Here is a 22,066-nt window from a genome sequence, read left to right on the forward strand (position 1 = left end):
TCATAATATAACTCTTTATTTCCTTGCAGATTTCACTACAAATGATACAATAAGAACGAGAACAATTGATCCTAATAAAGCTGGTACAATATGAATACCACCTAGTGATGGACCCCAATCTCCAAATAATTTACCGCCTAACCAAGCTCCTAATAAACCAGCAATTATATTTCCAAACATGCCAGCAGGAAAGTCTTTACCTGTAATAGAACCTGCAATTGCACCTATAATAGCACCAACTATTAATGTGATAATCCACCCCATCTTTAGTCCTCCATTTCTATTATAGTGTAATTCAATTTAGCTACTAACTTATTGTGTAACTATGTAATTATTATATCCAAAAAAGAAAAATCTTGTCAAATCTATGAAAATACAGCCAACAAGGAGGTTTCTATTCTATGATTCAAAAATTAATAACAACTTCTCACAAAACTGCAACTTCTATTTTAAGCATTCAAATACCCGCTTATGAAATTGAGGCGAAATATATAAATAGTACAGCTATCCCTCGACTTTATGATACTGTAGCCGATATTCAATCTTGTGATGAAATTTTTTACGGCTATTTTTTTGAAGATACACTTGCTGGTTTTATTTCTTTTAAAATAGATGAAGAAGAAGTGGATATTCATCGTTTAGTAGTATCCCCTGATCATTTTCATAAAGGGATTGCAACAAAACTACTACTTTATGTATTTGACATGTTCTCCCCTTCCAAAACATATATTGTACAAACAGGGAAAGAAAATACACCTGCTTTGTCTTTATATAAAAAACATGGCTTTATTGAAGTAAAGGAGATTATATTACCCGATGGAGTGGTTTTAACTTCACTCAAAAAATCAGAAAACAACAAATAGTTTGACTCGTTAATTTATTTATGTTATCTTTTACTTTATAAAACCTTTTGCTGAGTCCAAAATTTGGAGCGGGGGAACCATTTTTGTAGCTTTGCTACTTGGGGCGAATCTTATTTAAGTAGGGAACTCTCACTTCCCGAGTCCGACAGCTAACCTCGTAAGCGTAATGGGAGAGGAAGGTGCTTTTTGCCTATGTTACACATTTTGCCTCCTTAGTTATAAATATGGGATCGATACCAAATAGTCACCTATATTTATAGAAAAGGAGAAATGCACTATGTTACGTTTATCTGATCACGCAATCAAAATGATGGAGCAAAGACTTCGACTCGAGCAACATCGCACATATCAAGCAAATAAAATTGTAGATAACTTACATCACAAATACTTCTTTCAACATATTTTTCAACCGAAGAGATAAGTACTAACCTTTAATAAAATACAGCGTACGCTTTTTTCAGTGTACGCTGTATTTTTCATTTTCTTGCCTTAATAATAAAAGTAGTTGGCACCATCCTAGCTTTATATAAAGAATAATATTTCGTAGACGGCTCAGCTAGTTCTTCATCAAACAAGCTCGATGGTTCAGGCTCTTCTATTCTCTCAATTGTAAATCCTGCTCTATTTAACTCATTTATGTACGTACTTATTTTTCTCTTATATAATGTCGCTTGTACATCCTCCCCCTTAAATGTTTCAAACGTAATAGGAGTTTCTTCATGATAAGACGAGCTGAAAGCAATCTCCTCTGTTCCATACATTAAGTTTGAATATACGGGATGCTCCCAGCTAAAAATAAAGCTTCCTCCTGGCTTTACATATGAATATATTAGTTCCAACGTTTTTCTTAAATCTGAAGTCCAACCTAATGCATAAATGGAATATACAATATCAAAATACCCTTTCGGAATATCCACTTCCTCTTCCATTGCTCCACATATTAACTTCGGATTCCACGACTGTAACGTTTTATGTGCCGTTTCAATTTGTGTGCTCGAAAGATCAAGTCCCCACAATTCTTCTGCGCCATGTTCCGCCATATATTGCAACGAATGCCCACTTCCACATCCAATATCAAGAACCTTTTTACCTTTAATTGAATCAAACAAATGAATTTCATCTTCAGACGCTGTATATGGGCCATATTTCGGTAAACAATCCACTTGAAAGAAATAAGGTGCAACTGTATCCCAACACTTTTTATTTAATGCTATCATTTGTGTACCTTTCATATGCTACATTCCCCCATCCATTTTTCTTCCCCTAATAGTAATTACACATTATAACCCGTTCTTCCTTTTCTCTTCGCGCGGTAATTTTTCACTTTTGCAATTGTACCGCATGCTCTGCCTCCTTCTTCACCAGCATACATACCGCACCATCTTTTGCTTCCATTTCGCGAATGATCGTAAAATACCCAACGGCAATCTGGACATGCTTTTAACCTTCCCCACAAATTTTCTTGAATCGAGATAAACACAATGCTTAATATTTTTGTATACACATTCTCTTCGTATACTGGTTCATATGTAATACCTTTCATATCTTCCTTTATATGTACATGAAATGGGTATTTCTCTAACCATTTTTGCAATGATCCTTCCCCTTCAATTGCCGCCCGAATATCTTCTCGAAAACTTTTTAATTCCTCTATCGTATGAAATAGAAGCTCTTCATGAAAAGATTCTTTCATAAATTTCTTTATACCCTCTTCTGTTTGCAGCAAATCAATTGGCTCTCTCGTATCGTTTGGTATTCTCCATGTATTTAAAAATTCTCGAATATACTCTAATTCGTTTGGTGCGTTTTGACTCAACTCTATTCACCTTCTTCTTAAAATTTACTTTTTTCTGACTTTATGTATAATTATAATATAAAATAGTTAACCACTAAAAAGATTTACTGGTTACAATATTAGGAGGAGTTCTATGAAAAGTTTCTCAACACCGATACGTTTCATGCTTATTTCTTCATTTTTTATGTCTTTTGGTTATTTTGCAGTATACGCATTTTTAGCTATTTATCTATTAACCTTTCTCCATTTTTCAGCTTTTCAAGTAGGAACAGTGTTGACGGTTATAATAATTACATCACGAGTTATCCCTTTATTCTCAGGATTAATTGCTGACAAAATAGGCTATATCATTATGATGATAGCCGGATTATTTTTGAGAGGAATCGGATTTATCGCTTTAGGAATATGCTCTGATTTCTATACAATTTCTATTTCTTCTGCACTTATTGGCTTCGGAACAGCATTTTACGAACCTGCCGCTCGCGCTATATTTGGCTCACAGCCAGCTCATTTGAGAAAAAATTTATTTACATATTTAAACCTTAGCTTTAATTGCGGTGCAATAATCGGACCAATTGCAGGAGGGTTTTTACTCTTACTCGATCCAATCTATGCTTTCTCTCTAACAGGATCTCTTATGCTGATATTTGCTTTAATCTTTTACTTACTTAAAAATCACTTCCAAGTCACTACTGAAAACACGTCTATTACATTAGGAATACAGGCCATCTTACAAAACAAGTCTTTTCTTCTGTTTTCCTTTATCATGATCTTCTTCTATATTATGTTTACTCAGCTTACTGTCGCACTTCCACTTCATATGAAAAACATTAGTAATAGCAATCAACTTGCTACATTAGTCATTACGATAAATGCAATAACAGGCGTCATATTTATGGTGCTATTTCGAAAACCCTTTCTTAAATACAACACCCTTTCCTTTATTAAATACGGTGTTTTATTAATGAGTATTTCCTTTTTACTCATTCCTTTATTTCAACACCCATATTGGCTATTTATTTGTGTAATTTTCTTTACAATCGGTGAAACACTCGTATTACCTAACGCTGATATCGCTATTGCAAATTACAGTAATGAATCATATACAGCCACTTTCTTTGGATTTTATCAACTATCACTCGCATTTGGTTTTATCATCGGTAATTATACTGGTACATCTTTTACATCCAACTTAAGCGGAGTGTATACACCATGGCTTATTTTTGGCGGAATAGGACTTATTGGTTTTATTTCATTACATATTTTAAATACGAAAAAGGGTTTCCTAAAGAAGATATATGCCTACTGTAAAAATACTAATTTACAGCAATAAGTAAACTTTCAATCTCCTTTAAATTGGAGATACAGCCTGCATCATTTTACATATTATGGTACAATCAAAAAGAATGCTCACTAAACGTTTACATAAAACACTAGCAATCTAACAATGCCAAAATCAGAAATCACATAGAATCGGGGGGATGTTATGAAAAGGAAATTACTTGTTCTTCTATTCACCGGAATCATACTATCAGGATGTTCAACTATAGCAGAAAATTCTTTAGAAACCGGAAACGCCAGTATGGAATTATTAACACCAACGATTACAACAAAAGATAATGAATTAGAAATTAAGACTGAAGGTATTGATGAAAATAAAGTGACTTTTATTTATGTTGCTAATAAAAAAGTGTTGGAACAAAAGCTAAAGAATGGTGAATCCTACAAGCTTAACATTAAAGATATCGAACACGCTCATCGGACAGACTACAAACCAAAAGTTCAACTTTTGCAAACGAAAGATAATAATGATGATGGAGAAATAGTCACCTTCAAACAAGTTAGATATACAGTTAAAAACTAATTTTAAAGTTGTTTCATTATAAATGTAACGAACGAAAATATACTTTTAACAGTAGATACATGTAAGGGGTGCTAACATGAAAAAACGATGGATTTCTTGGTGGATTGGTAACCTATTTTGGATTATCGTTTTTGGAATATGGGCAGCTATTATTTGGCTACGAGATGTGGATGGTGCTGGTGTCATTCAAACACCCGAAATTAAATCCATATCACTTATCGTTATATTAATCGCGTTTATCATACCTGTATTTTTTCAAGTTATATGGCTAATCATTAATTTGAGGATGAGTAAAAAAAATAACTTTACGACTTAGTTTTTTGAATTAACAGATGAATATTTTTCATAAAAAAGAGAGGAATCCACTTCAAAATGGATTCCTCTCTTTTTTATATGGGATTATGCCATACTTTTAAAACTGCACTACTCCCTTTTCTTTACGATGCATGATGATCTTTCTTCTTCATTAACGCTCTTTTCTTCATCGCCTTCGTTAAATATCCGCCTTTAAATGAACGAATTTCATAAGAAGACATAAACGCTTTCGGTGCAATTTCATTAATGATTTCTAATAGTTCTTTTTCTCTAGAACGTTTTGCAACGATATCTAAGCGATAACGTATCGAATTAATACCTTCACCTTCAAATACTGTAACGCCAAATCCAGAGTGACGTAACTCATCTACTAATTCATTACAACGGTCTAGTAAACTAACTTGATACGTAATATAACCAATTGCTAATTTATTCTCTATATAACCGCCTAATAACAGTCCCGCACTAAAGCCAATGACATAGGCAACGATGTTCATCCAATTTGATAAATCTTGAAACACAATACCTAAACTGACAATGTAAATAGCTCCTTCTAACAATCCAACAGCAGCAGCGGATCTTGTTTGATTCTTTACAAGCAAAATCGTACGGATTGTTAAAATGGGAACGTAAATAATTTGAAGCACAAAAATAAGTAGCGCTTGTAACATTGGTATCCACCTCTTTCAAAAAGTCTTTTGTCATGATAACATACATAACCTTTAGAAATCGATGGGTTTTTAAATTTTTTTTTATTATTTTTCATACTATTGAAAAACGCAAAAAAGAAGCGTATTATATTTGTCGTTAATTTAATTACTTGTATCATATCGCTAAACTAAAAAAGGAACCCCATTAGGTCCCTCTCATCATAGCTCTATGTTTTTCGAAGCATGTTCCCTTTTCTTCTCTTCTTCTTTCACTACCTGCATATTTGCATAAGCTAAATTCGCAATCATTAAAAAGTGACCACCTAAAATGCCTGTACCAAATGCCCACATTTCCATTTCATGCTCAATTTCATACATGATAATAGCTCCTAAAATGGCCGCTGCAAATCGGTTTAGAACTCCTAATCCCGGAGCCTTTTCCTTCATTACAATACTTTTCCCAAGTTTCTCCACTCTGCGAGCTAATAACCAAAGGCAATATGCACTTACAGCTAATCCGATCCCAAACCCTGTTACTTGTTTTCCAAACGGAGTAATCGTCCACATAAGTAGTAAACCACTAAAGATCACATACAATTGTAATCGATATACACGTAAGGCTACTTGAATCAAAATATCCGCTCCTAATTTCTCATTTTTTATACTTTAGAAGAAAAGCAGCAACTTACACAGTTGCTGCTTTTTCTTCTTCTTGTTCCTCTTCCATCTTACGAATTTCAACACGTTTAATTTGGTAAGCGTCTTTTTCTAACACTTTAAATTCATAGCCTTCCGCCTCAACGTGTTGTCCTTCTTCGATTTCATGATTTTGCATCATAATCCATCCACCGATTGTATCCACATCATCTTCTTCAATGTGTAATCCAAATAAATCTTTCACTTCTGAGATAAGCACTTTTCCATCAACAATGATATGTTGCTCGTTCACATGTTGAATTGGTGGTGCTTCATCTTCATCATATTCATCACGAATTTCGCCGACGATTTCCTCCAAGATGTCCTCAAGTGTTACAATTCCAGCTGTTCCTCCGTACTCATCATATAAAACAGCCATCGGAATTCGCTTCTTCTGCATTTGAAGTAATAAATCGTGAATTGGAGTCGTTTCCATCACTTCAATAATCGGACGCATATACGAGCGAATGGATGATAAATCTTTTTGATCCTCGGTCATATATCGAATAAAGAAATCTTTTACGTTGACCATACCGATAATATCATCTTTATCTTCTCCAAAAATCGGATAACGTGTGTATCGCTCATTTTGGATTACTTTCATGTGTTCTTCTACTGAATCTTCCAGGTAGAAACCAACGATTTCTGTTCGCGGTACCATAATCTCTTTTGCAATACGATTATCAAATTCAAAAATGTTATTTACATACTTGTATTCAGCCTGATTAATTTCGCCACTTTCATAGCTATCTGAAAGGATAAGGCGTAATTCTTCCTCTGTATGAGCTACTTCATGTTCTGAAGCTGGTTTTAAACCGAATAAGCCAGTTACAACACGAGCTGAACCGTTCAATACCCAAATAAATGGATACATTACTTTATAGAACATCATTAATGGACCTGCCAATAATAACGTTACCTTTTCAGCCTTTTGAATTGCCATCGTTTTCGGAGCTAATTCTCCTACTACAACGTGTAAATACGTCATAATCATAAAAGCAAGACCAAATGTTAATACTGATGAAATAGAAGGGTTTAAGTTCCATTTCTCAAATAACGGGTGTAATAACTTTTCAATTGTCGGTTCACCTAACCAACCTAATCCCATAGCTGTAACTGTAATACCTAATTGACAAGCAGATAAATATTCATCTAAATTTGTTGTTACTTTTTTCGCTGCTAAAGCACCGCGTTTTCCTTCTGCAACAAGCTGATCAATACGACTTGAACGTACTTTTACAATCGCAAACTCAGCTGCTACGAAAAATCCAGTAAATGCGATTAAAATCGCAACCATGACTAAATTAAATATTTCCAATGAATCCCCTTAGTTAAAAAACTAAGGTGTCCACCTCCTGTATACTATAATGTTTTCTTATTTCTTTCTTAGAAAACATAGCCCGATACAAAAATTAAAGAGGTCGGATTTCACTTGTTCTATAATAATAGAGCAAGTGTCTGTATTAAAGCTGTCGTTTGACCAGATAAAGATTTCGATATTTTTTCACGTTGTGAATCAGTCAATCCATCTAAAAGCGGCTTTAATTCCGTTAGCTCTACTTCTAATCGATGAATATGGTCTGTCACTTCATTCACTTGTTTCGAAACGTGTTCATTGATACCGAGCAGCTTCTTCTTCTCCTCGATTTTCTCTTTAATCTCACAAAGCGGCATATGCATTTCTTTGCACTTCTCAATAAATTGTAATGTCTCAAATGCTGTTTCGTCGTAATAGCGATAATTAGATTGAGATCGCTCCGCTTTTAAGATACCTAGATTCGTATAATAATCAATCGTTCGTTTCGACACGTGAGCCATGAGAGCCAACTGTCCGATTCGATACACCTTCCCAACGATCTTCCCCCCTTGTTTATATTACTAACATCATACAATACATAAACTGTACAGTCAAACGTGACGGTTTATTATTCATAATTTATACACAATTCCACTTACCATTTTATCATTTTGTAAATTAACAATACATTACTTAATTCTTATAATCGAATTATTTTTCCCATACTACATTACTATGAAAATATCATCATAGAATCGCATATTCCTTTCAACCTTTTTTAATACAAAACATATGATAATAATATTTAATTAAAATTATTATTCATGCTATTGGAGGAGATTGAAATTACTAAAACTATTATCTCTCACTTTTATAACGAGGAGTATTTATTACCATGGTGGCTTATGCATCATACAAAAATATTTGATCACGGTATATTAATTAATAGAGGTTCTACAGATCGTTCCGTTGAAATTTGTAAATTATTTGCTCCCCACTGGGAAGTACGAGATTCAAGATTCCTTGAATTCGATCCCACTAATACTGATATTGAGGTAATGGAAATTGAAAGAGAAGTTTCAGGTTGGAAGATGGTATTAAATACTACAGAATTTCTTTGCTGTAACAATGTAGAAGAATTTTTCTCATCACTTCATACGTTAGGTCAAAATATGTATGCGATTAGAATGATTGTCATGATTGATAAGCATGATTACAATTATTCAAAACTAAGATATTCCATTCCTTTAGTAGAACAACGATATCATGGGCTTTTTCCTTATAACCCAGAAATCGGCTGTGCCTGGAGATTTATACACAACCATCTTGATGGCGCATATTTACCTGGTAGACATTTTACCCGGCATCAACATGTCGTTTATAACTCCCCTTCATTCATTGTTAAATTTTACTTTAGTCCTTGGAACGAACATACAAAGGCAAGAAAATTACAAATTACACCCACCCTTTCAAAAAAGGGCGTTCGAATGGGACTTCAAACACATTATGGTCAGTCCTCTGATCAACTCGAAACTCGATTTTTAGAGCTTAGTAGCATAACCCAAGATCTTCGTAACCACCCTGAATATCAACAATTATTCCCTAAATTTAAACCTTAATATTTCTCACACCATCATTTTCCACACATTTTTACGCACTTAGTCAAAAACAAAACCATTTGCATACAATATGAATACTGTATATATTATAAATTTTTATTTTAGGAGGAAAAAATGAAAGCTGTTATTCTTGCTGGTGGATACGGGACAAGGATTGGGGAAGAAACACATTTAAAACCAAAACCTATGATTGAAATTGGAACAAAACCTATTCTATGGCACATTATGAGTTTGTATAGCCATTACGGCATTACAGAGTTTATTATTTGCTTAGGGTATAAAGGATATGCAATTAAAGAGTTCTTTCTAAATTACAACTTACACATGTCAGATTTCACGATACATTTAAGCGATAATACAATTACTAGCCATTCTCAACGTGTAGAACCGTGGAAAGTTACACTAATCGATACTGGTGTAAATACCGAAACGGGAGGACGAGTGAAAAAGATTCAAAATTTTGTTGGCGACGAACCTTTCTGCCTCACTTATGGCGATGGATTAAGCAACGTAAATATAAAAGAACTTATTGCATTTCATAAAAAACATGGAAAAATGGCAACTGTTACCGCCGTACAACCTCCTGGTAGATTCGGTTCTCTCATATTAAATAAACAGTCTGTAACATCTTTTCAAGAGAAGCCACTCGGGGATGGCGGATGGGTTAACGGTGGATTTTTCGTTTTAAACCCTGAAGTTTTCAATTACATTAGTGGAGATAAGTCTGTTTTTGAAACAGACACTTTAGTTCAGTTAGTAAACAAAAACGAACTATCAGCATATCAACATACTGGTTTTTGGCATCCGATGGATACATTGCGCGATAAAAATAAATTAGTCGAGCTATGGGAAAGTAATAACGCTCCGTGGAAGGTTTGGTAATATGGCTTCTTCATCTTTTTGGAATAAGAAAAAAGTATTTATTACGGGACATACTGGATTTAAAGGCTCTTGGCTCACCCTTTTCTTAACTTCTTTAGGTGCAGAAGTAGTTGGCTTTTCTTCTCATCCCCCATCGATTCCTAATCTTTTTGAACAATGTAACGTAGCAAAAGAGTGCATAACAATTAAAGGCGACATTACAGATTACGATTCTTTATTACACGCCCTAAAACATCATAACCCTGACATACTATTTCATTTAGCTGCCCAGCCAATCGTCACCACTTCATACAAAGATCCTATCGAAACATTTAAAACGAATGTTTTAGGCACTGTTCACGTATTGGAAGCTGCAAAACATACAGAAAGTATACGTGGCATCATTAATGTTACAAGTGATAAATGTTATGAAAATGACGGGAGCGGTAACCGGGCATTCGTGGAAATTGACCGGCTAGGAGGTATCGACCCTTATAGTGCTAGTAAAGCTTGTGCTGAAATAGTGGCAACATCCTATCAAAAATCATTCTTCCACACTAATACTCAGAAACTCGCCTCAGTAAGAGCAGGTAACGTCATCGGTGGTGGTGATTGGGCCGAAGACCGATTATTCCCAGATGTCATTCGTGCATATTTACAAGATGGTACATTAACGATTAGAAACAAAAAGGCTATTCGCCCGTGGCAACACGTATTAGATCCTTTACACGGCTATATCCTTTTAGCTGAAAAACTTTGGACAGACGCTGCATATGCAGAAGCATGGAATTTCGGCCCGTTGAACGAACCTAACAAAACCGTTCATGATGTCATTCAATCTGTAATAAAATTATGGAATAAACAACTAACAATCACTTCCCCCTCTACAAACACTCCTTATGAATCGCCTGTTTTAACACTCGATAGTACAAAAGCAGTAACTAAACTCGGCTGGACTCCTAAGTTATCAACAGATAAGGCTATCACTTGGACTGTTGATTGGTACAAAAAATATGCATCTGGTGAAAATATCGAATCTTTCACGCGACAACAAATCGATGCATTCAAAAATTTATAAGGGGGCTATAAAATGGAACAGAAAAAATGCCGTTTTTGCCACTCATTACTCAGCAACACTTTTTTAGATTTAGGTGTTTCTCCTCTCGCTAACTCATTTGTTTCTGCAGAAAACTCATATAAAATGGAACCATTTTATCCATTGCACACATTTGTTTGTCACTCTTGTTTACTCGTACAATTAGATGAATTTGAATCTCCGCACAATATTTTTCATGACTATTTATACTTTAGCTCTTACTCATCAAGCTGGCTACTGCATGCTAAACAATATGTAGAAATGGCGATTAAGCGTTTCTATTTAAAGAAAGACTCCAAGGTGGTTGAAATCGCGAGTAACGATGGGTACTTATTACAATACTTTCAAAAAGAAAATATCGAAACATTGGGAATTGAACCTGCAAAAAATGTAGCAGAAATCGCTATCCAAAAAGGAATTCCTACTGAAGTGAATTTTTTCAGCAACGACTTAGCAAAAAAATTACCGCAAGCAGATTTAATCATTGCTAATAACGTATTAGCACACGTTCCGAACTTACATGATTTTGTGGCAGGTTTAAAAACGTTATTAAAACAAGACGGAACAATAACAATTGAATTCCCGCACTTATTAAATCTCATATCCTTTAAACAGTTTGATACGATATACCATGAGCACTTCTCCTATTTCTCACTTATAAGCCTGCAAAAAGTTTTATCTCACCATCATTTACAAATTGTCGATGTAGAAGAACTTGCAACGCACGGTGGTTCCTTACGTATTTTTGTAAAACATCATAGTGACGAATCAACTATCCATTCTAGTGTTACAAAATTAATTCAAAAAGAAGTGGATCACGGGCTAAATACATTAGACTGTTATCTCCTTTTTTCTAAACGCATCGAACAATTGAAAATAAATATTTTACAGTTTTTTATCGAAGCGAAAGCTTTAAACAAACAAATTATCGGTTACGGTGCGCCAGCTAAAGGAAACACCCTTTTAAATTATTGCGGGATAGGAAAAGAATTTCTAGCTTATACAGTAGATAAAAACCCTCATAAACAAAATCTCCTTCTACCAGGAACCCGCATTCCAATAAAATCTCCAGAAGAAATAAAACGTACAAAACCTGATTACATTCTTATACTTCCTTGGAATTTAAAAGACGAGATTATGAAAGAATGCTCTTTCATTCGTGAGTGGGGCGGCAAATTTTTAGTAACAATACCAGAAGTTGAGGTAATTGAGCCATGAAAAAAATCCTTGTAACAGGCGGTAGCGGATGGATTGGTAAATATGTTGTACATTCTCTTATTCAAAAGGGCTATGAAGTGCACGCCACTTACAATACAAATAAGCCTTCCCATCTTTCTTGCCATTGGCATAAAGTCAACTTACTTTGCGATGAAGAAGTAAAAAAACTCATTTACGACATGAAGCCTAGTCATCTCATTCATTTAGCTTGGGAAGCAGTGCCGCCAGCGTGTTATGTATCTATCAATAATTACTATTGGCTTACGTCTAGTATCTCATTGATTCAACACTTCACAACATGCGGCGGAAAGCGAGTCGTCGTTGCCGGGACTGGCGCAGAGTATGAATGGTTTAACGGTGTATTATTTGAAGATTCACCGCTTCTTTCTTATAAAACCCCGTATTCATTATGTAAAAATGCACTACACTCCTGGCTCCAAACGTACGCTGAGCAATCAGGCCTCAGCATGTGTTGGGGCCGCATTTTTCATATGTATGGCCCTCACGAACAAGGGAATCGACTCGTTTCTAACATCATCACTTCTTTATTAAAAAATGAGGAAGCACTATGTACACATGGAAAACAATCAAGAGATTTCCTCCATGTGAGCGACGTCGCTCATGCTCTCGTAACGATATTAGAACATGGCGTTACAGACACAATCAATATCGCTTCTGGTCAATCTGTACAAATTAAAGAGTTAGCTTCTATCATCGCTAAAAAGATAGGAAAAGAACATCTAATTAAACTGGGTGCAATCCCTTTCTCTAAAGATGAACCTTTATTTGTCGGCGTTCATGTAGAGCGTTTAAAAACTGAAGTAAACTGGAAACCGACATACGATCTAAATACAGGAATCGAAGAAACAATTTCATGGTGGGAATCATTTATACAAAAACATAACGGTACGCATCACTAAAACGTAAATCCTTCGTTCCTCTCGCTAATTCCTTATACCATTCTTCTAATCTTTCCGGCGTAATAATATGATGCGTCCCCATTCCCCCATGCTTACTAGCTTCAGAAAGAGTCGGACCAATTTGTAACTTTCTCTTTCTCATCGCATCGTTCCACGGACTAAATCCAAACCATAATATACAAGCAAGAGGCGGATAAATCATAGATTCATGCGCGGATAAATGTCTTCCAACTGTATAACTTCCGTGTTCATGATTATGAATAAATCTACCTCTTCTCCACAACGGCCAATCTTCTGGTAAATAACCATGAAATCGCTGTTTCATTAAAGGGAGTCCAAAGTTAAGGTCCGGATAACTGTAGTTAGGATCATCAACCATAATAAGCCCTTCTAGCCAATACATCCTCCCTCCCAATTCATTTAGTGATTTCCAAAACTGATTTTTATCTTGCACACAAAGAAACTCAGTCGTATTTAAAATCATTTTCCATCCTTGTATTTCTTGTTCTACCCTCATCACTTCATGATCCGTCGCATATGCATCAAACTCTGGATTTACAGAATCTCGCACTTCCCAATGCGGTGCGAATTTCTTACAAATCTCCACCGAACGATCTGTTGAGCCTTTATTAATTAAAATACCATGATCAAACAGTTTCGTATGATGAGCAAGCCACCACGGTAATAAATACTCTTCATTATAAAAATGAGAAATAACGGTTGTAGTTATAATAATCTCCTCTTTCTCTATTAATCTATTTTTCATCCTACAACCAATATACTCATAAACTAAAAATATGTTTCCTATATTAATAACCAAATCGTATTACTAATATTTTTGTAAGTTTTCCTTTGGTACCCAGCCATCCTCACCACCTGTTTTTTTACACCAAATCCATCCATTTAATTCTTCTAATGCAATCACTCTTTCTCCAATACTTACATTTAATTCTTTGGCAGTATATTGTTTCGTAATGATTCCTACATCAGTTATATTTTTCATTATAATTTGCTCCGGAACCCACCCTTTCCGGTCATATTTCTCTTCGTGACAAAACATCCAGTTTTCCCAATTTTCAGGACCATCGTAACTCTCTATCATTTTCACTACATCCCCCTCTTCTAAGCGAATTGGATCAGGATAATTGCTAACATGTGATTTTATCACGATATATTTCATAACAGCCTCCAATAATCAGAAAATTAAGTTATAATATCATTATAACTTAAGAAGGGGGAATACACATGTACTACAACACTTCATTCGAAAACGATCAACCTGTAGGCCGTCTATAAACTAAGACGGGCATTCATATAACACGTGCACTATGCCTCGTCTTAGGGACTCATCATACCCTAAAAATAGACGGAGGTACTTTACATGAAACAAACCATTTTAGGAGCTATATGTTTATCACTAGCAGCTAGTATATGGGGCGGTATGTATGTTGTTAGCAAATATGTACTCAACTTTATCCCACCACTCACACTCGTTTGGCTACGCTTTATCATTGCTTTTGTTGTTTTGTATATGATTTTAAAAATTACTGAGAAAAAGCAAAAGAAAACAGTAACCATTCGTAAAAAAGATTGGCTATTATTCGCTTGGATTGGATTTATCGGATATTTCATTTCGATCACTTGTCAATTTATCGGAACAAAATTATCCGACGCTCATACAGGATCTTTAGTAACATCAGCTACACCTGCATTTATGGTTATATTTGCAGCGATCATTTTAAAAGAAAAACTAACCGCTCGTAGATTACTATCTACCATCATAGCGACAATCGGTGTCATTATCGTAATCGGATGGGATATTGAAATTGGCTCCTATTTTATCGGTACAATCATATTAGTCGGGGCAGCTATTACGTGGGCTTTACTATCTATTTATGTAAAAATTGCTTCAGCTCGATTTTCATCTTTAGTGATTACAACGTACGCTATATTCTTTTCACTCTTTTTTATTACACCTTTTATGATATGGGAATTTCAATCAAACCCTATTGAACATATGAACCTATATGTAGTATTAGGCGTACTTTATTTAGGAATCGTCTCAACGGCAGGTGCCTTTTTCCTTTGGAATAAAGGATTAGAATTAATGGACGCAAGCATCGGCTCGTTATTTTTCTTCTTCCAACCTATTGTTGGGTCATTGCTTGGTTGGCTCTTATTAAATGAGACATTAAATAGTAACTTTTTTATTGGTGGTATTCTTATTATATGTAGTGTTTTTATTACTACTTTTGAAAGGAAATGAAAAATAGGCAGAGATACTTAATCTCTGCCTGTTCGTATACACTCTTTACGCACTCCAATGCGATGGACGAGACAATAATTTCGGTAATTTCGTATGTTTGTCCCCTCTTGCCGCATTAACTTGAACTTGCGTCAGAAAAATACTATTTGTAAAATCAGCCCCACGAATATCTGCATCTCGTAAATCTGCTCCAATGAGATCCGCCCCTCGTAAGTCTGCACCATTTAAGTTTGCCGCAATTAAATATGCTCCTCTTAAATTCGCCCCTTGTAAATTTTTCTTTTTCAGGTTTGCTCCCATAAGATCTGCGCCGCGGTGTATGATTCGTTTCCTACGCGCAGTATTCATTTCTTTCCATACTAGTTCGCTCGTTTCTACAAGTAAAATATTCACTTCTGCACGATGTAATGGGATATTTACTTTCATTAACTCGTCCGCATTTAAATTCGAAAGTCGCTCCGTCTCTTCAATTGCTTTACTTAATTCTTTATGGATCGATTGTGTCGCCTTTAATAAAATAGCCTCATTTAAATACCAAAGCATTTCATGGAGCTGATGCATAACTGGAAAAGCATCATACATTTTTCTCGCATGCTTAGCATCTTTCCGCCAATCCATCCCGTTAAAAGTAACTTGAGAAATTTTCTGTCCAGCGCCAAAACATTCAAATACTGTACAGCCTTTATAACCTTTTCCTCTAAGATTTTTATGTATACTGCATTTAAAATCTGATTGTAAATTGGAACATGGTTTACCACCATCTTTATTCACTGCAAAATCTACCGATGCTGCAAACGGTAACGCCACACAACATAAACCGAAGCATTTTTCGCAGTTTGCTTTTAAATGATCGTTATGATTAGTCAAAATGTATACCCCCTGTTGTCTTTTGACTATTTCATAATATTCTAACTGCATGAAATAATCAATTTAAAAATAAACGAGCGCCTTTCATTTCAAATCACAACTTTATCATTCTATTTCCTTTCAATTGAAAAGGACTAACTCTGCTCATTGAATTATAATTAAATTATAAATATTCAAACTAAAAGGAGAGTTACTATGGCACTACAAATGAAAACAAACTGTCAAATTTGCGATCAATCGCTAGAACAAGATTCTGAAGCATACATTTGCGTATATGAATGTACATTTTGCGCACCATGTACAGAAGAAAGACATAACGTTTGCCCAAACTGCGGCGGCGAGTTAGTACGTAGACCGAAAAAGAAACAGTAAAAAGCAAAGCGATATCGCTTTGCTTTTTTTAGGCATATGAAATTATATCAACGATTTTCCAAATATATCGAACACAAATTCAATTATATCAACGATTTTTTCAATATATCGACGTTTCGACAAAGGATATCGACTTACCGACAAATAACGACACCTCTGCATGCATTCAGCTTCAACACAACTTAAACATTTAAAAACTTAACACAAACAGGCTCCGGCACAACAACATCAGATTGTAAAAGTGTTAACTTCCCTGTCGTTTCATTTCTTGAAAATAATACAAGATTATGCGACTTTTCATTTGAAGCAATAAGGAACTTTTCAGTAGGATCTAATACAAAGTCTCTTGGCCAATTTCCTTCTGTAGATGTGTGTTCCACAAATGTAAGCTCACCTGAGTTTTGATCCACACTGAAAACAGCGATACTATTATGACCACGATTGCCTGCATATACAAACTGGCCGTCAGAAGAAATATGAATCGCACTTCCTTGATTATTTTCATCAAACGCGGCAGGAATAGTAGAAATATACTGTACTTCTGTAAAAGCTCCTTCTGCCGGATTATATGTTAACACAATAACCTCTGAACTAAGCTCCGTCATCACATACGCATACTTTCCATTCGGATGAAAAGTAATATGTCTCGGACCACTTCCTGGATTTACAGCCAAGCTATTCACTTCTTTTAATACACTATCTTTTATTTCATACGTAATTATTTTATCTATCCCTAAATCAACACCTACCACATATTTTTCATCAGGCGTATATCCTGCGTAATGCGCATGTGGTTTCTCTTGGTTTTCCTTATTCAGACCTGAACCTTTATGCGTTATAATAGAGGTCGCAGGATTTACAGATCCATCTTCTTCATTTACTGCGAAAGACTCAATCGTTCCTTTATGATAATTTGCTGTAACTACCGTGTGAGTCCCACTATCAACACTCACATGACAAGGAGAAGCCCCTTCTACCACTTGTCTATTTTTCTCCTTTAGCTCTCCAGTTTTACTATCAATCAAATGAGCAGCTACACCACCAGATTCTCCTTCCTTAACAACGGAATAGAGATATTCATTATTTCGGTTAATCGTTACATATGTAGGATTATCCAACTTGGCCGCAAGTGTTACATTACTAATTTTCTTTGCTTCCGTGTCTAAAATAAACTTATATATTCCTTCACTTTTTTCTTTCGTGTAAGTTCCAACATATCCAATAAACTCTTTATTATCCTTCATTTTCATAACCCTCTCTCCCTATATTTTTCATTCATCTTACTTCCTATAATATTTTATGTTGAAAGAGTATCCTAAAAAATTAGAGTACCTCTTTATACGTTACCATATTTTCTTGTTAAATAGCTTTTAAACCCACTTTTTTTGGTACGCTGCTATACTTTCATATTCTTCTTCCAATTGACGAGACAGACGAATATAGATTGGTGTTAAATCTTTATACTTTTCTACACTTTCCATGTTTGGTTCATGGTGGAAATTCGCCCCTACCATTTCAGAAACTACATGCAACGTATCTACTTCACCTAAACTATATAAACCGAGGATTGCTGCTCCTAAGCAAGAGCTTTCAAAACTTTCCGGAACATATACGTCTTGATGGAAAATATCTGCCATCATCTGTCTCCAAAGTTCCGATCTTGCAAAACCACCTGTCGCTTGAATTTTTTTCGGTTCACCAATGAGTTCTTTTAAAGCGAGAAGAACGGTGTATAAATTATAAATTACTCCTTCTAAAACAGCACGGATAAGATGTTCTTTCTTATGATGCAATCCAAGTCCAAAGAAAGATCCTCGCGCATTTGCATTCCATAAAGGCGCTCTTTCTCCTGCTAAATACGGGTGAAATAATAAACCGTCGGACCCCGGACTCACTTTTGCTGCTATTTCAGTAAGCACTTCATATGGATCTTTTCCTAAACGCTTCGCAAGCTCAATCTCTGAAGTACCTAATTGATCACGAGCCCATCTGAAAATCATACCACCGTTATTAACCGGTCCACCAATTACCCAATGGTCTTCAGTTAAGGCGTAACAAAAAATTCTACCTTTTGGATCTGTTACAGGACGATTTGTTACAGCACGTATCGCACCGCTTGTACCAATTGTCACAGCAACAACGCCAGGATCTATTGCATTTACACCTAAATTGGATAGGACTCCATCACTCGCTCCTACTACAAATGGAGTAGAAACAAGTACATTCATTTCTTTGGCAAGCTCTTCATCTAATCCTGTTAAGCTGTGCGTCGTTGGAACAAGTTTAGAAAGCTTATCATCTGTAATGCCCGCTACACGTAAAGCCTCTTCATCCCATTTTAAAGATTTCAAATTGAACATTCCTGTCGCTGATGCTATAGAATAATCAATTACATACTCCTTATATAACTTATAAAAAACATACTCTTTAATAGAAATAAATTTATAAGTTTTTGCGAACAATTCTGCCTGCTCATTTTGTAGCCAAACTAATTTCGAAAGTGGTGACATCGGATGAATTGGTGTCCCAGTCCGTAAATAAATTTCATGACCATTCATATCATTCTTTATTTTCTCTGCCCAGCTTGCACTTCTATTATCTGCCCAAGTAATACATCTCGTTAACGGCTTTCCCTTCTCATCTACAGCAATGATACTATGCATTGCCGAACTAAAAGAAACACAAAGAATATCATGCGGCTGTACACTACTTGACTGTACAGTTTCTTTAATCGTATGTATTACTGCACGAAAAATTTCTTCTGGGTCTTGTTCTGCTGTTTCCGGCGTAGGAGAATATAAAGGATATTCAATTCCATGACTTGCAATAACAGATCCATCCGTAGAAAATAGAACTGATTTTGTACTAGTTGTCCCAATGTCTACACCAATCATATATTTTGAACTCACCATTTCTTCCTCCTAACAAAAAATTACTACAGTATCCCACTATAAAAACATCCTTATTTTAAACAAACATATCGAGTAGTAAAACTCCTCCAAAAGCGATAAATGAAAGTAATGTTTCTAATACTGTCCATGTTTTAAATGTTTCTTTCACTGTTAAACCTAGGTATTCTTTTACCATCCAGAACCCAGCATCGTTTACGTGAGAAAACATTAATGCTCCTGCACCCGTTGCAATGACGAGTAATTCTAAATTCACACCTGTCGTATTTTCAACGATTGGCGAAACGATACCCGCTGCTGTTGTTAAGGCGACTGTCGCTGACCCTGTCGCAATTCGAATTAATCCAGCTACCATAAATGCTAATACAATTGGAGATAGTGCTAAATGCTCAGACATTTGAGCAATAGCATTCCCTACACCACTATCGATAAGAATTTGCTTAAATCCCCCGCCGGCACCAATAATCGCAACGATTGAACCGATTGGTAATAAGCTATCTTCTGTTACCTTCTTAATAGCCTTTTTATCGATACCTTGACGAAATCCAAGAAAATAAAACGCTGCAAAACATGCAATCAAAAGTGCAATGATAGGACTACCGATTAAGGTGACCATCTTCATCAAAGTAGTAGAAAGCGGAACATAAGGAGCTGCTGCAGCTAACACCATTAACAATACAGGTAACAATATAACTAAAAACGAAACTCCTATTCCTGGTAATTCCGTTGATTTTGTATTTACACGAATCAATTCTGGCTCATTTTCAGGAATTACACGTTTGTGAATCCATTTAGCGAATAAAGGACCTGCAATAATCGCTGCAAAAAATGTAATAATGAGTGAATACAATAATACCTTCCCAAGATTCGCTTTATAAATACCTATTGCAACGATTGCCCCTGGATGCGGAGGAACAAGACCGTGTACGACAGATAACCCAGCAATTGCTGGTAATGCTATCAATAAAATATTTTGTTTCGTTGTTTTATGAATAGAAATTACTAACGGCAATAATATTAAAATACCTACTTCAAAAAACACCGGAATTCCAATAATAAAACCCGCAATTAACATCGCCCATGGTAAGTTTTTTATTCCGAAGGATTTAATAAAGAACTCTGCCACCTGCATTCCAGCACCTGACTCTGCCATCATTTTCCCTAAAATTGTACCTAATACTAAAATACCTACTAAATGCCCAAGAACACTTCCGACTCCCGTTTCATAAGCACTCACTATTTTATCCATTGGCATTCCAGACATAATTGCTAAAAATAAACTTGCAATCGTTAAACTAATAAACGCATGCCATCTCCACCACGATACCCCTAAAATAACAATTACAATTGATAATAATGTAATCATTAAAAGGTACATATTCATACGCAATTCCACCCCTTTATGTAAACCCTTTCAAAAGTGATATACAATGAAAAGAACCTATATAGTTCTTTTTTGAGTAAAAATTTATATATCGATATACAACTCATCTTCACAACATAATAATTTATATAAAAAGAATCTCCCTTATCAGAGATATACTTTAACTCATCTCTCTGATAAGGGGATTTCTCTTTCATAATTGTAATGTTATTGTGATAAACACTTCGCGTAAGCAAATTTTCCTTTTTTAAAAGTGAACGACACTTTCTTCTCTTGCTGTTTTCACATAGTAAGACTACAAACTCGGGATCCCGTTTAAACGATGAAGTTACTTAGGATTTGTCCTCTCATGAAAAGCAATTTTCGGAAAGCTCCTTCACTTTTATGCATTATAATTTAGGAGCTTTCGCCCAGTCCGCAGCAAACTTCTCAATACCTTGATCTGTTAATGGGTGCATAGCAAGTTGTTCAATTACTTTATAAGGGATTGTTGCAATGTGAGCACCTGCCATCGCTACACGAGTTACATGATCTGGATGTCTAACAGAAGCCGCAATAATTTGTGTATCTAATTGGTGAACATCGAATAATTCAGCAATTTTAGCAACTAATAATACGCCATCTTCAGAAATATCATCTAAACGTCCTAAAAATGGAGAAACATACGTTGCACCTGCTCTGGCAGCTAAAAGTGCTTGGTTCACAGTGAAAATAAGTGTAACGTTCGTTTTCACACCTTTTTCAGTAAGATAGCGACAAGCTTCTAATCCTGCTAGCGTCATTGGAAGTTTTATTGTAACTTTCTCATCGCCGCCGTTAATCTTAATCAACTCTTCTGCTTGAGCAATCATTTCTTCAGCCGTCACAGCATCTGGCGTTACTTCTGCCGAAACAGATTCAACTTTCGGCACTGCCTGACAAATTTCTGCAATACGGTCTTCAAATTTAATCCCCTCTTTTGCTACTAAAGAAGGATTCGTTGTAACACCAGCTAAAACTCCAAGTTTATATGCTTTTTTTATGTCCTCAAGATTTGCAGTATCAATAAAAAATTTCATGATCTATTCCCTCCAT

At 35.4% G+C, this 22,066-nt stretch carries 26 protein-coding genes and 1 riboswitch; of the genes, 12 read left to right on the top strand and 14 right to left on the bottom strand.

Annotated elements, in window-relative coordinates; translation table 11 throughout:
- Positions 1–15 precede the first annotated feature (15 nt).
- Complete coding sequence (locus tag NST14_RS16605) at positions 16–264, bottom strand: GlsB/YeaQ/YmgE family stress response membrane protein (RefSeq protein WP_000539718.1); 249 nt, start codon at positions 262–264, stop codon at positions 16–18.
- Positions 265–401: 137 nt separating this feature from the next.
- Here NST14_RS16605 and NST14_RS16610 point away from each other — a divergent pair, with 137 nt between their 5' ends.
- Both NST14_RS16610 and NST14_RS16615 read left to right on the top strand, forming a co-directional pair.
- Positions 402–863, top strand: a complete 462-nt coding sequence (locus NST14_RS16610; protein ID WP_229142832.1) for a GNAT family N-acetyltransferase — start codon at positions 402–404, stop codon at positions 861–863.
- A gap of 38 nt (positions 864–901) precedes the next feature.
- Positions 902–1,043, top strand: a riboswitch (cyclic di-AMP (ydaO/yuaA leader).
- Positions 1,044–1,140: 97 nt separating this feature from the next.
- Entirely contained in the window at positions 1,141–1,284 is a 144-nt protein-coding gene (locus NST14_RS16615) for a hypothetical protein (protein ID WP_000945244.1), read from the top strand.
- 55 nt (positions 1,285–1,339) lie between these two features.
- Here NST14_RS16615 and NST14_RS16620 read toward each other — a convergent pair whose 3' ends face one another.
- Together NST14_RS16620 and NST14_RS16625 are read right to left on the bottom strand one after the other, a co-directional pair.
- Positions 1,340–2,095 (bottom strand): class I SAM-dependent methyltransferase, encoded by a 756-nt coding sequence (locus NST14_RS16620; protein ID WP_229142833.1) that lies wholly within the window; start codon positions 2,093–2,095, stop codon positions 1,340–1,342.
- A gap of 41 nt (positions 2,096–2,136) precedes the next feature.
- Complete coding sequence (locus NST14_RS16625) at positions 2,137–2,679, bottom strand: CGNR zinc finger domain-containing protein (protein WP_229142834.1); 543 nt, start codon at positions 2,677–2,679, stop codon at positions 2,137–2,139.
- 112 nt (positions 2,680–2,791) lie between these two features.
- On the opposite strand from NST14_RS16625, the gene NST14_RS16630 reads away from it, so the two are divergent.
- From NST14_RS16630 to NST14_RS16640, 3 genes are all read left to right on the top strand, one after another.
- Positions 2,792–3,991, top strand: a complete 1,200-nt coding sequence (locus NST14_RS16630) for an MDR family MFS transporter (protein ID WP_229142835.1) — start codon at positions 2,792–2,794, stop codon at positions 3,989–3,991.
- Between the two features lie 153 nt (positions 3,992–4,144).
- Complete coding sequence (locus NST14_RS16635) at positions 4,145–4,522, top strand: hypothetical protein (protein WP_000823782.1); 378 nt, start codon at positions 4,145–4,147, stop codon at positions 4,520–4,522.
- 76 nt (positions 4,523–4,598) lie between these two features.
- Positions 4,599–4,838, top strand: coding sequence for a DUF3923 family protein (locus NST14_RS16640; RefSeq protein ID WP_000747690.1), 240 nt, complete (start codon positions 4,599–4,601; stop codon positions 4,836–4,838).
- A gap of 121 nt (positions 4,839–4,959) precedes the next feature.
- Here the strand turns inward: NST14_RS16640 and NST14_RS16645 are convergent, their stop codons facing one another.
- The 4 genes from NST14_RS16645 to NST14_RS16660 form a co-directional block, all read right to left on the bottom strand.
- Positions 4,960–5,508: a DUF2179 domain-containing protein gene (locus NST14_RS16645; RefSeq protein WP_000938434.1), complete on the bottom strand. Its 549-nt coding sequence runs from the start codon at positions 5,506–5,508 to the stop codon at positions 4,960–4,962.
- Between the two features lie 198 nt (positions 5,509–5,706).
- Positions 5,707–6,120 carry an ATP synthase subunit I gene (locus tag NST14_RS16650; protein WP_000616837.1) on the bottom strand — a complete coding sequence of 138 codons (414 nt, stop codon included), beginning with the start codon at positions 6,118–6,120 and terminating at the stop codon, positions 5,707–5,709.
- A 52-nt stretch (positions 6,121–6,172) separates the two neighbouring features.
- On the bottom strand, positions 6,173–7,501 hold the full coding sequence (locus NST14_RS16655) for a hemolysin family protein (protein WP_000402267.1): 1,329 nt from the start codon (positions 7,499–7,501) through the stop codon (positions 6,173–6,175).
- A gap of 119 nt (positions 7,502–7,620) precedes the next feature.
- On the bottom strand, positions 7,621–8,028 hold the full coding sequence (locus tag NST14_RS16660; RefSeq protein WP_000285640.1) for a MerR family transcriptional regulator: 408 nt from the start codon (positions 8,026–8,028) through the stop codon (positions 7,621–7,623).
- Positions 8,029–8,304: 276 nt separating this feature from the next.
- On the opposite strand from NST14_RS16660, the gene NST14_RS16665 reads away from it, so the two are divergent.
- The 5 genes from NST14_RS16665 to NST14_RS16685 all read left to right on the top strand — a co-directional run bounded on the left by NST14_RS16665 (position 8,305) and on the right by NST14_RS16685 (position 13,194).
- Positions 8,305–9,099 carry a glycosyltransferase family 2 protein gene (locus NST14_RS16665; RefSeq protein WP_048557677.1) on the top strand — a complete coding sequence of 265 codons (795 nt, stop codon included), beginning with the start codon at positions 8,305–8,307 and terminating at the stop codon, positions 9,097–9,099.
- 114 nt (positions 9,100–9,213) lie between these two features.
- Complete coding sequence (gene rfbF, locus NST14_RS16670) at positions 9,214–9,981, top strand: glucose-1-phosphate cytidylyltransferase (protein WP_000648797.1); 768 nt, start codon at positions 9,214–9,216, stop codon at positions 9,979–9,981.
- Position 9,982: 1 nt separating this feature from the next.
- A complete protein-coding gene (gene rfbG, locus NST14_RS16675; RefSeq protein WP_061536103.1) occupies positions 9,983–11,038 on the top strand; it encodes a CDP-glucose 4,6-dehydratase in 1,056 nt (351 codons plus the stop codon).
- Between the two features lie 12 nt (positions 11,039–11,050).
- The gene (locus NST14_RS16680) at positions 11,051–12,274 is read left to right on the top strand and encodes a class I SAM-dependent methyltransferase (protein ID WP_061536104.1); all 1,224 of its coding nucleotides are present in this window, start codon (positions 11,051–11,053) and stop codon (positions 12,272–12,274) included.
- Entirely contained in the window at positions 12,271–13,194 is a 924-nt protein-coding gene (locus NST14_RS16685; RefSeq protein ID WP_229142836.1) for an NAD-dependent epimerase/dehydratase family protein, read from the top strand. The genes NST14_RS16680 and NST14_RS16685 overlap by 4 nt, the downstream gene beginning before the upstream one ends.
- Here NST14_RS16685 and NST14_RS16690 read toward each other — a convergent pair.
- Together NST14_RS16690 and NST14_RS16695 are read right to left on the bottom strand one after the other, a co-directional pair.
- Positions 13,163–13,960, bottom strand: coding sequence for a glycosyltransferase family 2 protein (locus NST14_RS16690; protein WP_000797328.1), 798 nt, complete (start codon positions 13,958–13,960; stop codon positions 13,163–13,165). The genes NST14_RS16685 and NST14_RS16690 overlap by 32 nt on opposite strands.
- A gap of 63 nt (positions 13,961–14,023) precedes the next feature.
- Positions 14,024–14,374 (bottom strand): SH3 domain-containing protein, encoded by a 351-nt coding sequence (locus NST14_RS16695; protein WP_229142837.1) that lies wholly within the window; start codon positions 14,372–14,374, stop codon positions 14,024–14,026.
- A 201-nt stretch (positions 14,375–14,575) separates the two neighbouring features.
- Between NST14_RS16695 and NST14_RS16700 the strand changes: the two genes are divergently transcribed.
- Positions 14,576–15,460, top strand: coding sequence for a DMT family transporter (locus NST14_RS16700; RefSeq protein ID WP_171484382.1), 885 nt, complete (start codon positions 14,576–14,578; stop codon positions 15,458–15,460).
- Positions 15,461–15,505: 45 nt separating this feature from the next.
- Here the strand turns inward: NST14_RS16700 and NST14_RS16705 are convergent, their stop codons facing one another.
- Complete coding sequence (locus NST14_RS16705; protein ID WP_229142838.1) at positions 15,506–16,327, bottom strand: pentapeptide repeat-containing protein; 822 nt, start codon at positions 16,325–16,327, stop codon at positions 15,506–15,508.
- A gap of 195 nt (positions 16,328–16,522) precedes the next feature.
- Here NST14_RS16705 and NST14_RS16710 point away from each other — a divergent pair, with 195 nt between their 5' ends.
- Complete coding sequence (locus NST14_RS16710; protein ID WP_001207874.1) at positions 16,523–16,699, top strand: DUF1272 domain-containing protein; 177 nt, start codon at positions 16,523–16,525, stop codon at positions 16,697–16,699.
- 182 nt (positions 16,700–16,881) lie between these two features.
- On the opposite strand, the gene NST14_RS16715 is transcribed toward NST14_RS16710, so the two are convergent.
- From NST14_RS16715 to fsa, 4 genes are all read right to left on the bottom strand, one after another.
- Complete coding sequence (locus NST14_RS16715; protein ID WP_428839392.1) at positions 16,882–17,943, bottom strand: lactonase family protein; 1,062 nt, start codon at positions 17,941–17,943, stop codon at positions 16,882–16,884.
- Positions 17,944–18,069: 126 nt separating this feature from the next.
- Entirely contained in the window at positions 18,070–19,611 is a 1,542-nt protein-coding gene (gntK, locus tag NST14_RS16720; protein ID WP_000254936.1) for a gluconokinase, read from the bottom strand.
- A gap of 55 nt (positions 19,612–19,666) precedes the next feature.
- Positions 19,667–20,992, bottom strand: a complete 1,326-nt coding sequence (gene gntP, locus NST14_RS16725; protein ID WP_046198385.1) for a gluconate permease GntP — start codon at positions 20,990–20,992, stop codon at positions 19,667–19,669.
- A 389-nt stretch (positions 20,993–21,381) separates the two neighbouring features.
- A complete protein-coding gene (gene fsa, locus NST14_RS16730; RefSeq protein ID WP_000667676.1) occupies positions 21,382–22,050 on the bottom strand; it encodes a fructose-6-phosphate aldolase in 669 nt (222 codons plus the stop codon).
- Positions 22,051–22,066 lie beyond the last annotated feature (16 nt).

The organism is Bacillus sp. FSL W8-0519, assembly GCF_038005585.1.
GTDB lineage: Bacteria > Bacillota > Bacilli > Bacillales > Bacillaceae_G > Bacillus_A > Bacillus_A paranthracis.

What these genes read in the sequence shown, in the direction of transcription:
- NST14_RS16715 (WP_428839392.1), bottom strand. Translation starts at nt 17,943, where the DNA reads ATGAAGGATAATAAAGAGTTTATTGGATATGTTGGAACTTACACGAAA.
- fsa (WP_000667676.1), bottom strand. Translation starts at nt 22,050, where the DNA reads ATGAAATTTTTTATTGATACTGCAAATCTTGAGGACATAAAAAAAGCA.
- NST14_RS16635 (WP_000823782.1), top strand. Translation starts at nt 4,145, where the DNA reads ATGAAAAGGAAATTACTTGTTCTTCTATTCACCGGAATCATACTATCA.
- NST14_RS16620 (WP_229142833.1), bottom strand. Translation starts at nt 2,095, where the DNA reads ATGAAAGGTACACAAATGATAGCATTAAATAAAAAGTGTTGGGATACA.
- NST14_RS16615 (WP_000945244.1), top strand. Translation starts at nt 1,141, where the DNA reads ATGTTACGTTTATCTGATCACGCAATCAAAATGATGGAGCAAAGACTT.
- gntK (WP_000254936.1), bottom strand. Translation starts at nt 19,611, where the DNA reads ATGGTGAGTTCAAAATATATGATTGGTGTAGACATTGGGACAACTAGT.
- NST14_RS16685 (WP_229142836.1), top strand. Translation starts at nt 12,271, where the DNA reads ATGAAAAAAATCCTTGTAACAGGCGGTAGCGGATGGATTGGTAAATAT.
- NST14_RS16640 (WP_000747690.1), top strand. Translation starts at nt 4,599, where the DNA reads ATGAAAAAACGATGGATTTCTTGGTGGATTGGTAACCTATTTTGGATT.
- NST14_RS16645 (WP_000938434.1), bottom strand. Translation starts at nt 5,508, where the DNA reads ATGTTACAAGCGCTACTTATTTTTGTGCTTCAAATTATTTACGTTCCC.
- NST14_RS16610 (WP_229142832.1), top strand. Translation starts at nt 402, where the DNA reads ATGATTCAAAAATTAATAACAACTTCTCACAAAACTGCAACTTCTATT.
- NST14_RS16630 (WP_229142835.1), top strand. Translation starts at nt 2,792, where the DNA reads ATGAAAAGTTTCTCAACACCGATACGTTTCATGCTTATTTCTTCATTT.
- rfbG (WP_061536103.1), top strand. Translation starts at nt 9,983, where the DNA reads ATGGCTTCTTCATCTTTTTGGAATAAGAAAAAAGTATTTATTACGGGA.
- NST14_RS16690 (WP_000797328.1), bottom strand. Translation starts at nt 13,960, where the DNA reads ATGAAAAATAGATTAATAGAGAAAGAGGAGATTATTATAACTACAACC.
- NST14_RS16710 (WP_001207874.1), top strand. Translation starts at nt 16,523, where the DNA reads ATGGCACTACAAATGAAAACAAACTGTCAAATTTGCGATCAATCGCTA.
- NST14_RS16695 (WP_229142837.1), bottom strand. Translation starts at nt 14,374, where the DNA reads ATGAAATATATCGTGATAAAATCACATGTTAGCAATTATCCTGATCCA.
- NST14_RS16680 (WP_061536104.1), top strand. Translation starts at nt 11,051, where the DNA reads ATGGAACAGAAAAAATGCCGTTTTTGCCACTCATTACTCAGCAACACT.
- NST14_RS16665 (WP_048557677.1), top strand. Translation starts at nt 8,305, where the DNA reads ATGCTATTGGAGGAGATTGAAATTACTAAAACTATTATCTCTCACTTT.
- rfbF (WP_000648797.1), top strand. Translation starts at nt 9,214, where the DNA reads ATGAAAGCTGTTATTCTTGCTGGTGGATACGGGACAAGGATTGGGGAA.
- gntP (WP_046198385.1), bottom strand. Translation starts at nt 20,992, where the DNA reads ATGAATATGTACCTTTTAATGATTACATTATTATCAATTGTAATTGTT.
- NST14_RS16605 (WP_000539718.1), bottom strand. Translation starts at nt 264, where the DNA reads ATGGGGTGGATTATCACATTAATAGTTGGTGCTATTATAGGTGCAATT.
- NST14_RS16700 (WP_171484382.1), top strand. Translation starts at nt 14,576, where the DNA reads ATGAAACAAACCATTTTAGGAGCTATATGTTTATCACTAGCAGCTAGT.